The following is a 14,204-nucleotide window of genomic DNA, read 5'->3' as shown; positions in this document are numbered from 1 at the left end:
CGCCGGCTGCAGATGAGCCATGGGCCGATTTGAGGAACTGTGGCGCTACGACGGGCGCCGTGTGGTCGTCACCGGATGCGCCTCGGGCATCGGTGCCCACGTCGCCCGTCAGGTCGCCGACCTCGGCGCCGAGGTGATCGGACTCGACATCAAACCGCCGACCGAGCGTATCGGCGAGTTCGTCGAACTCGATCTGTCGGATCAACAGTCGATCGACCGGGCGGCCGACGCCGTCGGCGACTCGGTCGACGCGCTGTTCAACGTCGCCGGGGTGTCGTCGGGGATCAAGGACCCGCTCCGGGTCGTGACGATCAACTTTCTGGGTACCCGGCGGTTCACCGAGGCGCTGGTGCCCCGGATGCGCGCCGGATCGGCGATCGCGAACGTGTCGTCGCTGGCGGCGTCGGCCTACCGGGACAACGCGCCGGTCACCGCCGGCCTGGTCGACACGGACACGGTTGAGGCGGGCATCGAGTGGTGTCGACGCAATCCCGAGGCGCTGGCCGACGGCGGCGGTTACCGGTTGTCCAAGGAGGCCATCATCCTCTACGGCATGGCACAGGTGAGCGCGTTGGGCGCCAGGGGGATTCGCATCAACTGCACCGCACCCGGGGTGACCGATACGCCGATCCTCGACCAGTTGCGCAGCGCGTACGGACAGGAGTTTCTCGATTCCTTCCGGACGCCGCTGGGCCGGGCCGCCGAACCGCAGGAGCAGGCCAGCGTGCTGACCTTCCTCAACAGCAGGGCGGCCAGTTATCTCACCGGCCAGGTGATCTGGGTGGACGGAGGCACCACGGGGGAGACGGACCTCGCGGGATCGGTACGGCGGCGTTGACGTGAAAGTCGGTACAGTGAAAGGCAATCCATGGCCAGCATGAGCGAGTTCCGCCGCGTCGCCGACGACGTGCGCAATTGGGGCCGCTGGGGCGACGACGACGAGCTGGGCACGCTGAACTTCATCACGCCCGAGAAGGTGGCCGAAGCGGCCGCGCTCGTGAAGAAGGGGACGGTAATCCCCCTCGGAGGCGACTTCGGCTCGAACGGCCCGCAGGGGGCGTTCCAGTTCCGCCCGAACCCCACCCACGTGATGACGGTGGACGGAGGCGACGCGAACACGCTGGCGCAGTACGGGCCCCAGTGGCTGCGGAACTCGGTGGCTCACCAGGTCAGCGAGTTCTTCGTGGACAACCCGTTTCGCTTCAACGACGACATGATCGTGATGCCGCTGCAGGCGGCCACGCAGTGGGACGCCATCTCCCACGTCTACTACGAGGACAAGCTCTACAACGGCTTTCCCGCGGACTCGGTGACCAGCTTCGGGGCCATCCATCTGGGAATCGAGAAGGTCGACGTCAAGGGCATCACCTCCCGAGGAGTGCTGCTCGACGCGGTCCGGCACCGCGGCGCCGACGTCTTTCTCGAACCCGGGAACCCGGTTACACCAGCAGAACTCGACGATATCGCCAAGGCCCAGGGTGTGAGGATCACGCCAGGGGACATCGTGGTCGTACACACCGGGTGGTGGACGAGGTTCCTGTCGACCGGTGACGGCTCCGAACCAGGATCCGGACTGGACTGGACCTGCGCATCGTGGCTGCACGACCATGACGTCGCCGCGGTCGCTGCGGACAACCTCATGGTCGAGGACCCCGACCCGGCCAACGGAGTCGAGGGCACGTTCCTGCCGATGCACATGATCTGCCTGCGCGACATGGGCCTCATGTTCGGCGAATACTGGGACCTCACCGGCCTGGCGGCCGATTGCGCCGCCGACGGTGTCTACGAGTTCCAGTTGATCGCACCGCCTTTGAAAGTCGTTGGCGCGGTGGGCGCGCCCGTCAGCCCGATCGCAATCAAGTAGTGGGTGAGGATATGACTGCAAGCACCAGAACCGGCGGTGCACCGTTCGTCGTGGGACTCGGCGGCACCCTTCGGGCGAATTCGTCGACCGAACGCGCCCTGCGTTATTGCCTGGCGGCGGTCGAGCAGCAGGGCGGGCGGACGCGGCTGTTCGCGGGACCCGACCTGGATTTGCCGATGTATGCGCCGCACTCGCTGGAACGCACACCCCAGGCTCTCGAACTGGTCAGCGCGCTGCGCGATGCGGACGCCGTGGTCGTCGGCTCACCCGGTTACCACGGGGCGATCTCGGGATTGGTCAAGAACGCGCTCGACTACATCGAGGATCTGCGGGAGGACCCGCGCGTCTATCTGGACAACACGCCGTGGGGTTGCATCAGTTGCGCCTACGGCTGGCAGGCGGCGGTCAACACGCTCGGACAGTTGCGCTCCATCGGGCACGCGCTGCGCGCGTGGCCGACTCCGCTGGGCGTGGCGATAAACTCCGCCGACCAGATCTGGGACGAGACAGGGGAATTGATCCACGACGCCACCCAGAACCAGCTGGACATGCTCGCCACCCAAGTGCTGTTCTTCGCCAAGGCCGCCCGGGAGACCGCGTGACCGAGCTCCAACGCAAGTCGGTGCTGGTCGACGGGATGGTGACCGGTTACCTCGAAGCCGGACAAGGCGATCCGGTCGTCCTGCTGCACGGTGGGGAGTTCGGCGCCGGCGCCGAGATCGGCTGGGAGCACAACATCGCCGCGCTCGCCACGCGTTACCGCGTGCTCGCGCTCGACATGCTCGGGTTCGGCGAATCGGCGAAGGTCATCGACTTCAACGACGGCCGCGGTATGCGGATCCGGCACATCGCGCGGTTCTGTGAAGTCGTCGGGGTGGAATCCGCGCATTTCGTGGGCAACTCGATGGGGGCCGTGAACCTGTTCGTCGACGCCACCTCCGAAGCGCCGGTGCTGCCCGCCCGCAGCCTGGTGACCATCTGCGGAGGCGGCGAGATCCAGCGCAACGAGCATTCGGCAGCGCTGTACGACTATGACGCTACGTTCGCGGGGATGCGCCGGATCGTCACGGCGCTCTTCTACGGCGCCGCCTACCCCGCCGACGAGGAATACGTCCAGCGCCGCTACGAAGCCAGCATCGCCCCGGGTGCGTGGGAAGCGCTGGCGGCGGCGCGGTTTCGACGCCCCGGCCTGGAGGCCCCACCGCTGCCGTCGAGTGCCCGCGCCTACGAGCGCATCACCGTGCCGACACTGGTGGTCGAGGGCGGCGGTGACAAACTGTTACCCCGCGGGTGGGCGGGCGAGATCGCGGGCCAGATCCGCGGCGGCCGGTCCGCGGTGATCGACGCGGCCGGGCACTGCCCGCAGATCGAACAACCGGACGCGGTCAATGAACTACTGCTCGGCTTCCTGGCCGACTCACACGAAGGGGCGGCATGACCGGCGAACTCGAGGGCAAGGTCGCGGTCGTCACGGGAGGGTCTTCCGGACTCGGTGAAGGGTTGGTGCGGCGATTCTGCGCCGAGGGCGCCAAGGTGGTCGTCGGTGACGTCGACCGCGAGGGCGGCGCCCAACTCGTCGCCGACCTCGGTGACTCCGTCCGCTTCATCGAGACCGATGTGGCCGAGGTCGAGCAGGTCACCCGACTGGTTTCCACGGCGGTCGAGGAGTTCGGCGGCCTGCACGTGATGGTCAACAACGCGGGCGTGTCGGGCAAGATGTTCCCGAAGTTCCTCGACGACGACCTCGCCGACTTCCACCAGGTGATGGCCATCAACGTCCTTGCGGTCATGGCCGGTACGCGCGACGCGGCTCGGCACATGTCGAAACACGGCGGCGGATCGATCATCAACTTGACCTCGATCGGCGGCATCCAGGCCGGCGGTGGCGTGATGACGTACCGGGCGTCGAAAGCCGCCGTCATCCAGTTCACCAAGTCTGCGGCCATCGATCTGGCCCACTACGAGGTTCGCGTCAACGCGCTCGCCCCAGGCAACATCCGGACCGCGATCGTGCGCAAGTCGGCGACGGGAGAGGACCTCCAGCGCCTCGAGGCGTTCGAGGCCAAGATCCGCGAACAGATGCGCAACGACCGCCCGTTGAAGCGGGAGGGCACCGTCGAGGACGTCGCCGAGGCCGCGCTGTACCTCGCCGGCGACCGTTCCCGGTATGTCACCGGAACCATCCTTCCCATCGACGGCGGCACCAGTGCGGGGAAGGTGATTGTCCGCAAATCGAAGCCATGACGACTTTAAATCAGTCGCTTGACTTAAGCGCTCGGGAGCGGTTGACTGTGACGGTGACCACTGCCAGAAGCGTGCGCACCGAACGGGCCAGCACCACGCGCGAAGCGATCCTGGCCGCCGCCGAGCGGCTGTTCGCCGAGCACGGTGTCTATGCGGTATCGAACCGTCAGGTCAGTGAGGCCGCGGGTCAGGGCAACAACGCCGCGGTCGGCTACCACTTCGGCACGAAGGCCGACCTGGTGCGGGCCATCGAGCAGAAGCACCGCGTCTCCACCGAGCGTCTGCTGTCGCGGATGGTCGCCGAGATCGGCGATTCGACCGATCTTCGCGACTGGGTCGCCTGCCTGGTTCGCTCACTCACCGAACACCTGGCCCAGATCGGGACCCCGACGTGGTACGCGCGCTTCGCCGCGCAGGCGCTGGCCGACCCCGGGTACCACAAGATCGTGGTCAAGGGTGCTCTCGAGTCGCCGTCGGTGCAACGCGTCGTCGACGGGATCACCCGCTGCCTGCCGGACCTGCCGCCTGCGGTGGTCACCGAGCGAAACATCATGGCTCGCAACCTGATGATGCACACCTGCGCCGATTTCGAACGTGCCTTCGCCGAGGGGACCGACATGCCGCGGACGACCTGGAGTTCCGCGGCGTCCGGGCTCATCGACGCGATCGTGGGGCTGTGGCAGGCCCCGATCACGGAGCGCCCGGCATCATGAAACTGACTGTCGACCAAGACAAGTGTGTGTCATCGGGTCAGTGCGTGCTCAACGCGAGCGACATCTTCGACCAGCGCGACGACGACGGTGTCGTGGTCCTGCTGAACGACAGCCCGGCGGGTGACCAGGCCGACGACGCCCGCAAGGCGGCGGCGGCCTGCCCCGCACTCGCCATCCACATCGAGGAATGAGAACGACCATATGTCTGAAACCTTGACCGGAACCCCCGACGTGTCCGCGGATATCCCCGAATACCCGATGGAACGCGACCCGCGCTGCCCGTTCGCCCCGCCACCGCAGATGCTCGACCATCCCAAAGGTCTGTTCCGCGTAAAGATCTGGAATGGCAGCACGCCCTGGCTGATCACCGGCTACGAGGAGGCCCGCGCGCTGTTCACCGACTCCCGAATCAGCGTCGACGATCGGATCGACGGCTTCCCGCATTGGAACGAGCACATGCTCGCCACCGTCCACAAGCGGCCACGCTCGGTGTTCACCTCCGACGCCGAGGAACACACCCGCTTCCGCCGGATGCTGTCCAAGCCGTTCACGTTCCGCCGCGTCGAGGGCCTGCGCCCTGCGATCCAGAAGATCACCGACGAGTGCATCGAAGCGATCCTTGCCGGCCCCCAGCCCGCCGAACTGGTCTCGAAGCTGGCGTTACCCGTTCCCACCGTGGTGATCAGCGAAATGCTCGGCGTCCCTTATGAAGACCACGAGTTCTTCCAGGAGCATGCGAACGCCGGGCTGGCTCGCTACGCCGCCGCGGACGCCATGCAGAAGGGCGCGATGAGCCTGCACCAGTATCTGGTGAACCTGGTCGAGGAGAAGCAGGCCAACCCGTCCGAGGACGCCGTGTCCGACCTCGCTGAGCGGGTGAACGCCGGCGAGATCAGCGTCAAGGAGGCCGCGCAGCTCGGCACCGGCCTGCTGATCGCGGGACATGAGACCACGGCCAACATGATCGGCATCGGGATCCTGGCGCTCCTCGAGAACCCGGAACAGGCCGACTTCCTGCGCAATGCCGAGGATCCCAAAGTAATCGCCAACGCGGTCGAGGAGCTGATGCGTTACCTGTCGATCATCCAGACTGGCCAGCGCCGGGTGGCGCTGGAGGACATCGAGATCGGTGGCGAGACCATCAAGGCCGGCGACGGCGTCATTTTGGACCTGGCACCGGCGAACTGGGACGCGCGCGCCTATCCCGACCCCGACAGACTCGACCTCAGCCGCGACGCGGGCCAGCAGCTCGGATTCGGATACGGCAGGCATCAGTGCGTCGGCCAGCAGCTCGCCCGTGCCGAACTGCAGATCGTGTTCCACACCTTGTTGCGGCGCATACCGACTCTGAAGCTGGCCGTGCCGATCGAGGAGGTGCCGTTCAAACACGACCGCCTCGCCTACGGCGTCTACGAACTTCCGGTGACCTGGTAGTCAGGTCCATCCCTCAGCCCGATTGGAGTGTCAACGATGTCAGCACCAACTACTTCTCCCGCCCAACCCCCAAGCAACGCCCTGTATCCACCCGAGGGCTTCGGCGCCCCCAAGCACCGCAAGGGCCACGCCACAGGCGATTTCGGGCTGCCCGCCGGCACCGAGATCTTCTCGGCGGACAATCACATCTCGGTGGCCGACGACATCTTCTACGACCGTTTCCCCGAGGAGCTCAAGGGCGCCGCACCGCGCATCTGGTACGAGGACGGCGCCTACATGGTCGGCATGAAGGGCAAGGCCTGGACGGGGGGTGACTTCGGCCGGGTGCTGATGCAGTACGACGACCTCGCCGGAGCGGCGTCGAACAACATCGAGGCCCGCGTCCGTGAGCTCAAAGAGGACGGCATCGACAAGGAACTGGCCTTCCCCAACGCGGTGCTGGCGTTGTTCCACTATCCGGACAAGGCCCTGCGCGAGCGGGTCTTCCGGATCTACAACGAGCACATCGCCGATCTGCAGGAGCGCAGCAACGGCCACTTCTATGGTGTCGGCCTGATCAACTGGTGGGACCCCAAGGGCACCAGGAGCACGCTGGAGGAGCTGAAGTCGCTGGGGCTGAAGACCTTCCTGCTGCCGCTCAACCCCGGGAAAGATGACGACGGCAACATCTACGACTACGGCAGCACCGACATGGATGCGGTGTGGGACGAGATCGAGGCGGCCGGGGTGCCGGTCAGTCACCACATCGGCGAGACGCCACCCAAGACGCCGTGCCAGCACAACAGCGTCGTGGTGGGCATGATGGTCAATGTCGACTCGTTCCGAGAGCAGTTCGCCAAGTATGTGTTCTCCGGCATTCTCGACCGCCACCCGACGCTGAAGATCGGGTGGTTCGAGGGTGGTATCGCCTGGGTGCCAACGGCTCTGCAGGACGCCGAGCACATGCTCGCCTCGTACCGGCACATGTTCAACCACCAACTCGAGCACCCTGTCCGGCACTACTGGGACAACCACATGCGCGCGTCGTTCATGGTCGACCCGCTCGGCCTGGAGCTGATCGACAAGATCGGTGTCGACAACGTGATGTGGTCGTCGGACTACCCGCACAACGAATCCACGTTCGGATACTCGGAGAAGTCGCTGAAGACGGTCGTCGATGCGGTCGGACCCGAGAATGCGGTGAAGATCGTCAGCGGCAACATCAAAAACTTCCTGGGGATCTCGTGACCACCTTTGCGCCTCAATCCACATCCTTCGTGATCCCCGACGTGCCGGACCGCGCCCGTATGTACCGGGAATGTGGGGCCCGGCTGCGGGATTCCATGCGCGACAAGGGCATCGACGCCCTGGTCTTGCTCGGCAATGGAAACGTGGTGTACGCGACCGGTGTGAGCTGGCCGCTGCTCGACGCGGGCCTTTCACACGTGGAGCGCCCGGTGGCCGTCGTGGTCGCCGACGATCCGCACCCGCACCTGTTCATGCCGCTGCGCGAAGGGTCGTCGGACGATTACGAGCTGCCCGCAGATCACGTGCACGGCCCGCTGTATCTCGAGTTCGACGAAGATGTCGAGAGGTTGGCCGAGGTGCTGGCCGATCTGGTGCCCGCGGGCGGCGCCGTCGCGGTCGACGAGTTGACCGGTGCGATGCGCCGCGCCTCGGACACGTTGTTTCCCTCCGGGCCGCCGTCGGACGCCGCGCAGGTCGTCGGGCCCGCCAAGCTGGTCAAGACACCGGATCAGATTGCGTGCGTTCGACATGCCTGCCGCATCACCGAAGAGGCGATGGTCGATGTGCAGAAGGCGCTCGCGCCCGGTGTGCGTCAGATCGACCTGTCGGCCGCGTTCGCCCGGCGCGCGTTCGAACTCGGCGCGACGGCGAACATGCTCGAGGCGATCTGGCAGGTCATGCCCACGACGAAGACCAGCGGATCGGTGTGGACCACCACGGGTGATCTCGCGCTGCCCTTGTTGACCACCGAGCGCGAACTCGAACGCGGCGACGTGTTGTGGACCGACATGAGCATCACCTATTGGGGTTACTGCTCGGACTTCGGGCGCACCTGGCTGGTCGGCGAGGAACCGTCCGACCGCCAGCATGCGCAGTTCGAGAAGTGGCGCGAGATCCTTTCGGCGGTCCTGTCGGTCACCAGGGCCGGCGCCACTTGCGGTGACCTGGCGCGCGCTGCGATCGCGGCCAACGGCGGAACCAAGCCGTGGCTGCCACACTTCTACCTCGGCCACGGAATCGGCACCAATGCCGCCGAGATGCCGATGATCGGAACCGATCTCGGCGAGGAGTTCGACGACAACTTCGTCTTCCCGGCCGGCATGCTGCTGGTGCTCGAACCGGTGGTGTGGGAAGACGGAACCGGTGGCTATCGCAGCGAGGAGATCGTGGTCATCACCGACGACGGGTACCAGTCGATCACCGACTATCCCTACACGCCCTACGGGAGGGTTTGATGGCACTCGAGATCCTGCCTGACGCGGCGCATCTGCGGAAAGGCCGCCGCCAGCGTGCACTGGCGCAGATGGAAGACAACGACATCGACATCCTGGTGCTGGGCCGGCAGGCCAACGTGCGCTATGTGACCGGTGCTCCACAGCTCTGGGTCGCGGGCACCCGCCCGTTCGGGCCGATCTGCGAGGTGGTTCGGTCGACCGGGGAGATTCACCTCAACAGCACCTGGGACGAGGGCATCCCCGACGAGATTCCCCACGACCACCTGTACGGGTTGGCCTGGAACCCGATGACGCTCGTCGAGGTGCTCAAGGCGCTGCCGGGTGCCGCCACCGCCAAACGCATCGGAACCGATTCGCTGACACCGACGTTCGCGCAACTACTGCCGATGGCGTTTCCCGCCGCAGAGATCGTCGACGCCGAACCTGCACTGAGGGCCGCTCGCCGCATCAAGACGCCGGATGAGATCGCCGTGTTGCGCGGTGCGCTCACTGTCGCGGAGACGGCACTTGAAGCGGCCCGGGCCGAGTTGGCGGTCGGGGTCAGCGAGCAGTCGCTTACCGGCGCGATGATGGAGGCCATGGCGGCGGGCGGTGTCTGCACGCCCGCCACGCAGGACGGCGCATGGGTGACCGCGAAGGACCACCCCTGGCGACGGGGGCGTAGTGACAGGAGAACCGAGGACGGCGACCTGGTCGCCTTCTCGGCGGGCGCGATGGCCGACGGATATCTCGGCGAGGTCGGCCGGACCTGGCCGGTCGGTGAGGTGAACGGTTCCGCGGTCCCTGAGCTCTACGATCGCTGGAACAGACTGTGGGACAGGTTGTTGGACGCCTGTCGACCGGGTGAGCCCGCCAGTGACCTGCTCGCAGCCTACGAGGCGGCCGGTGAGCCCCTGCCCGCGATGCCCGTCGCCCACGGCCTCGGACTCGGCTACGACTCGCCGGTGGTCACCCCTGCGCTGCGGGCCACCATCGCCGAGGAGGTCTTCGAACCCGGCATGGTGCTCGCGGTCAGCGGGTATGTCTGGCAGCAGGGCGTGGGCGCGGTCTTTAGCCGCGATGCCGTCCACATCACCGCCGACGGGCCCGAGGTGCTCACCTCCAGTCCACTTTGGAGTGGTGCGGGCGTCGGAATCGGTTGACGCGCCATGTCGGATCCCGGGAGTCGGCCCACCCCTGAGGAGATCGTGCTCTACGAGAAGGACCCGGCGACCAAGATCGCGACCATCACGTTCAACCGGCCGGAGTACCTGAATGCGCCCACGTCGGCTGCGCGGTTGCGCTACGCCGACATTCTGCGTGGCGCCACCGTCGACGACGACGTGAAGGTCGTCGTGATCCGCGGTGTCGGCGAGAATCTCGGCAGCGGTGCGGATCTGCCGGAGTTCATGGCGGGTGATGACGACGCACGGCTGGCCGAGCTGCGGGTGGACGATCCGGACGTCACCTATCCGCCGAAGGGATCGTTCCGGCACGGCGCGACGATGGGACAGTGGTACGCCAACGTCGCGGCGGGCAACCGGGCGTTGCAGGAACTCAAGAAGATCAGCATCGTTGAGGCCAAGGGGTACTGCTACGGCTGGCACTTCTACCAGTGCGCCGACGCGGACCTGGTGATCTCCAGCGACGACGCGCTGTTCGGCCATCCGTCGTTCCGGTACTTCGGCTGGGGCCCGCGGATGTGGACCTGGGTGATGACCATGGGGCTTCGGCCGTTCCAGGAGATGGTGTACACCGGTCGCCCGTTCACCGCCGATGAGATGAAGGAGTGCAACTTCCTCAACAAGGTGGTGCCGCGCGACCAGCTCGAGGCCGAGGTCGCCAAGTACGCCCACGCGTGTGCGCGGAACCGACCGGTGGACAGCGTCTTTCAGCAGAAGATGTTCTTCGAGGTGGTCAAGCAGTTCCAGGGCGAATACCTCGGGAGCCTGCTGTCGGCGATGTTCGAGTCGATGGGCGGCGCGGCGCGGCCCGACGGCGACGACTTCATGCTCGCCGATGCGATCGATGTGGGCCTCGCGGACGCCGTCAACGACAACGACGACAAGTACCCGCCCGAGTTCCGGTTGAGCAAGGCCAACCGCAGAAAGAAGGATTAGTGCCGGCGCTGGACGAGTACACCATCGTTGACCTGTCGAGCGGCATCGCGGGAGGCTACGCCACCAAACTGCTCGCCGACGGTGGCGCCACCGTGATCAAAGTCGAGTCGCCGCAGGGTGACCCGCTGCGAATCTGGTCCGCGTCGGGTGCCCGTATCGAGCCGGGAAGCGACGGGGCGCTGTTCGGCTTCCTGGCCTGCTCGAAGCACAGCGTCGTCGTCGACCCGGCCGTCGCCGCCGACCTGGACATGCTGCGCGGGTTGCTGACAGCCGCCGATGCGGTGGTGTGGTCACGCGGTTCGGCGGTCGCCGAACTCGACGAGTTCACCCCCGCCGCACTCGCCGATGCGTACGGTCATCTGACCGTCACCGCGATCACCCCGTTCGGGCTCGAGGGACCGTGGGCGGACAAGCCTGCCACCGAGTTCACCCTGCAGGCGTGGTCGGGTGGCGTGATCGGGCTGGGCCGGGGTGCACAGGATCGCGCGCCGCTGTTCGTCGCAGGTCAGATCGGGGAGTGGCTGGCGGGCGCGTACGCGGCCGCAGGTACGACGGCGGCCTCGGGTCTGGTCGACGTCTCGATCCTCGAGGCCCAGATCCTCTGCCTGACCTACTATTCGGTGTCGTTCAACGATGCGCTCGGACGTCCGTTCCGGGACCGCCGCCGGTTGACCGTGCCAGGTGTCGCGTCCGCGGCCGACGGGCTGGTGGCGTTGGGGTGCGGCACCGCGCAACAGTGGTTCGACCTGTGCGCGATGGTCGGCCACGACGAATGGATCGACGAGGGCGGTGACCTGTCGATCACCGAACAGGCCAACATCCACGCCGAGCAGATCTACGAGTGGGTGAAAGAGAACCGCGTCGAGGACATTCTCGAGCTGTCCAGCGCCTTCCGGATTCCGAACGCACCGGTTGGAAACGGCGCCACTGTCACGGATTTCGACCAGTTCGTCGAACGCGGCACGTTCGTCACCAATCCGCGCGACGGCTTCACCCAGCCCGGGCCGCCGTACCGCACCACGCCGTCGCTGCTGCGCGCGCCGCTGCCCGCGCCCCGGCTCGGCGAGCACACCGCCCTGTATCGTTCGCGAACGGTACACCAGGGTCGCGATTCCGCCGGGATCACGACCCTGGGTGGGGTTTCGCGAACATCGTTCGAGGGGCTACGGGTGCTCGACATGACGAGCTTCTGGGCCGGCCCGTCGTGCACCCACATGCTGGCGTTGCTGGGCGCCGAGGTGATCCACATCGAGTCCACCGCGCGACCCGACGGCACGCGGCTCATCGCCGGGGTGCCGATCACCGAGGAGCAGTGGTGGGAGCGCTCGCCGATCTTCTCCGGCTTGAACACCAACAAGAAGAGCGTCACGCTCGACATCCGTTCCGAGCGCGGCGTGGAGCTGCTGCGCCGGCTCATCACGACCTGCGACGTCATTGTCGAGAACTACACCCCGCGGGTGCTCGACCAGATCGGTCTGGACTTCGATGCCGTACACCGGCTGCGCCCCGACGCGATCATGATGCGCATGCCGGGATTCGGGCTCGACGGGCCGTGGCGCGACAAACCCGCGTTCGCTTACGTGATCGAGGACTGCTCCGGAATCACCTGGCTGACGGGGCATCCGGATCAGAACCCGGTCGAGCCGTATTCGGTCGGCGATCCCAACGCCGGGGTGCACGGTCTCAACGCGCTGTTGCTCGCGCTGGCGCACCGGCGACGGACGGGACAGGGGGTGCGGATCGAGGCCGCGATGGTCGACGCCGCGCTCAATGTCGCCGCCGAGCAGGTCATCGAATACTCGGCCTACGGAAATCTCCTGCAGCGGCAGGGCAACCGCGGGCCGACCGCCGCGCCGCAGAACCTGTACCGCACCAGCGAGCTCGACGAGTTCGGCCGCCCCGACGACTGGGTCGCGATCGCGGTGGCCACCGACGAGCAGTGGGCAGGCCTGGTCGATGCCCTCGGGCGGCCGGCATGGGTGACCGACGAGCTCGCCACGGCCGACGGCCGTCGGCGCAACCAGGACACCATCGATGAGCACCTGGGCGCATGGTGCGCCGACCGCATCGGTGACGATATCGTCGAAACGCTCTGGGCGGCCGGGGTTCCGGTGGCCAAGGTGATGCAACCGCACCGCGTCGGCGACCTCGAGCAGCTGGTGCACCGCGGCTTCTACGAGAAGGTCGACCATCCCGTCAACCCGCGGGCCCGACACAGCACGCTGCCGATGCGTATCGCGTCCGTCCGAAGCTTCCATCACAGCCCCGCACCGCTGCTGGGACAGCACAACCGCGAGGTACTGGCCGCGCTCGGGCTCCGCGACGACGAGATCACGGCGCTCGAGGAGGAGGGGGTCATCGGAAACGCGCCCGCGGGTCTCACCATTCGCACGACGAAGACCGGTTGACGAGCGCAGGAATGACCGCAACCAGCGCCTAAGATTGCAGCCAGGGCTGTGGGCCGGTGAACGATCCTCACCGCAATGTCGGTGCTAGGCGCGTAGTGAGTCGCTAGCCTCGACCGATGGCCATCGATCCGTCGAACATTCTGCTCACCGGCCGCGTGGCGGTCGTCACCGGCGGTGGCGCGGGCATCGGCAAGGGAATCGCCGAAGGGCTCACCGCCTTCGGGGCGTCCGTCGCGATCTGGGAGCGCGACCCGGAAACCTGTGCGGGGACGGCCTCGACGATCGGCGCGCTGGGCATCGTCACCGACGTGCGTGACGGTACTCAGGTCGACGCGGCGCTACAGCAGACCGCCGATGCGCTAGGCGAGGTGTCGATTCTGGTCAACAACGCCGGTGGCACCTTCTTCTCGCCGATGCTCGAGACCACAGAGAACGGCTGGGATGCGCTGCACAAGGCGAACCTTCGTCACGTGCTGCTGTGCACCCAGCGGGTGGCGCGCCGTCTGGTGGTGGCCGACAGGCCCGGCAGCGTCATCAACGTGACGTCGATCGAGGGTGTGCGCGCCGCACCGGGATACGCCGCATACGCCGCCGCCAAGGCCGGGGTCATCAACTACACCCAGACCGCGGCGTTCGAGTTGTCCCCACACGCCATCCGCGTCAACGCCCTCGCACCGGACCTCACCATGACCGAGGGGCTGATGCAGATCTCCAGCGGCACGTTGAACCCCGACGTCGCCCACGGCATACCGATGGGCAGACCGGGGCACGTCGACGAAATCGCTTCGGCGGCAGTGTTCCTGGCCTCCGATATGTCGAGCTACATCACCGGTCAGACGATCCACGTCGACGGCGGGACCCACGCGGCGGGCGGCTGGTATCACCATCCGGACACGGGTCGCCCGACACTGGGGCCGGTCTAGCCCGGTCGCGTCGCGAGACTACGGTTTCTGACGAAATTCGCACGCTTTTCGTCAGAA

The 14,204-nt window shown here is 66.7% G+C and carries 14 protein-coding genes; all 14 read left to right on the top strand.

What is annotated here, in order from left to right; translation table 11 throughout:
• Positions 1–19 precede the first annotated feature (19 nt).
• The 14 genes from A5759_RS21680 (at position 20) to A5759_RS21615 (ending at position 14,147) form a co-directional block, all read left to right on the top strand.
• Positions 20–838 (top strand): coniferyl-alcohol dehydrogenase, encoded by an 819-nt coding sequence (locus A5759_RS21680; protein ID WP_068201074.1) that lies wholly within the window; start codon positions 20–22, stop codon positions 836–838.
• A gap of 30 nt (positions 839–868) precedes the next feature.
• Positions 869–1,864 carry a cyclase family protein gene (locus A5759_RS21675; protein ID WP_068201072.1) on the top strand — a complete coding sequence of 332 codons (996 nt, stop codon included), beginning with the start codon at positions 869–871 and terminating at the stop codon, positions 1,862–1,864.
• Positions 1,865–1,875: 11 nt separating this feature from the next.
• Positions 1,876–2,466, top strand: a complete 591-nt coding sequence (locus A5759_RS21670) for an NADPH-dependent FMN reductase (protein ID WP_068201070.1) — start codon at positions 1,876–1,878, stop codon at positions 2,464–2,466.
• A 35-nt stretch (positions 2,467–2,501) separates the two neighbouring features.
• Positions 2,502–3,302: an alpha/beta fold hydrolase gene (locus tag A5759_RS21665; protein ID WP_068201264.1), complete on the top strand. Its 801-nt coding sequence runs from the start codon at positions 2,502–2,504 to the stop codon at positions 3,300–3,302.
• Positions 3,299–4,108, top strand: coding sequence for an SDR family NAD(P)-dependent oxidoreductase (locus A5759_RS21660; RefSeq protein ID WP_068201069.1), 810 nt, complete (start codon positions 3,299–3,301; stop codon positions 4,106–4,108). The genes A5759_RS21665 and A5759_RS21660 overlap by 4 nt, the downstream gene beginning before the upstream one ends.
• Positions 4,105–4,821 carry a TetR family transcriptional regulator gene (locus A5759_RS21655; RefSeq protein WP_068201067.1) on the top strand — a complete coding sequence of 239 codons (717 nt, stop codon included), beginning with the start codon at positions 4,105–4,107 and terminating at the stop codon, positions 4,819–4,821. Before A5759_RS21660 ends, A5759_RS21655 begins: the two co-directional genes overlap by 4 nt.
• Positions 4,818–5,012 carry a ferredoxin gene (locus tag A5759_RS21650; protein WP_068201262.1) on the top strand — a complete coding sequence of 65 codons (195 nt, stop codon included), beginning with the start codon at positions 4,818–4,820 and terminating at the stop codon, positions 5,010–5,012. The genes A5759_RS21655 and A5759_RS21650 overlap by 4 nt, the downstream gene beginning before the upstream one ends.
• Positions 5,013–5,022: 10 nt before the next feature.
• Positions 5,023–6,255 (top strand): cytochrome P450, encoded by a 1,233-nt coding sequence (locus A5759_RS21645; protein ID WP_068201064.1) that lies wholly within the window; start codon positions 5,023–5,025, stop codon positions 6,253–6,255.
• A 36-nt stretch (positions 6,256–6,291) separates the two neighbouring features.
• Entirely contained in the window at positions 6,292–7,482 is a 1,191-nt protein-coding gene (locus A5759_RS21640) for an amidohydrolase family protein (RefSeq protein WP_068201061.1), read from the top strand.
• A 59-nt stretch (positions 7,483–7,541) separates the two neighbouring features.
• Entirely contained in the window at positions 7,542–8,717 is a 1,176-nt protein-coding gene (locus A5759_RS21635) for a Xaa-Pro peptidase family protein (RefSeq protein ID WP_197506157.1), read from the top strand.
• Entirely contained in the window at positions 8,717–9,859 is a 1,143-nt protein-coding gene (locus tag A5759_RS21630; RefSeq protein ID WP_068201057.1) for a Xaa-Pro peptidase family protein, read from the top strand. The genes A5759_RS21635 and A5759_RS21630 overlap by 1 nt, the downstream gene beginning before the upstream one ends.
• A 6-nt stretch (positions 9,860–9,865) precedes the next feature.
• A complete protein-coding gene (locus A5759_RS21625) occupies positions 9,866–10,816 on the top strand; it encodes an enoyl-CoA hydratase/isomerase family protein (RefSeq protein WP_068201056.1) in 951 nt (316 codons plus the stop codon).
• Positions 10,816–13,224, top strand: coding sequence for a CoA transferase (locus tag A5759_RS21620; RefSeq protein ID WP_068201054.1), 2,409 nt, complete (start codon positions 10,816–10,818; stop codon positions 13,222–13,224). The genes A5759_RS21625 and A5759_RS21620 overlap by 1 nt, the downstream gene beginning before the upstream one ends.
• A gap of 116 nt (positions 13,225–13,340) precedes the next feature.
• The gene (locus A5759_RS21615) at positions 13,341–14,147 is read left to right on the top strand and encodes an SDR family NAD(P)-dependent oxidoreductase (protein ID WP_068201052.1); all 807 of its coding nucleotides are present in this window, start codon (positions 13,341–13,343) and stop codon (positions 14,145–14,147) included.
• Positions 14,148–14,204 lie beyond the last annotated feature (57 nt).

Origin of the sequence: Mycobacterium sp. 852014-52144_SCH5372336 (assembly GCF_001665615.1) — a bacterium.
GTDB classification, from domain to species: Bacteria; Actinomycetota; Actinomycetes; order Mycobacteriales; family Mycobacteriaceae; genus Mycobacterium; species Mycobacterium neumannii_A.
Note: the sequence above shows the minus strand (reverse complement) of the source record. Positions and strands in the feature narration are given on the sequence as shown.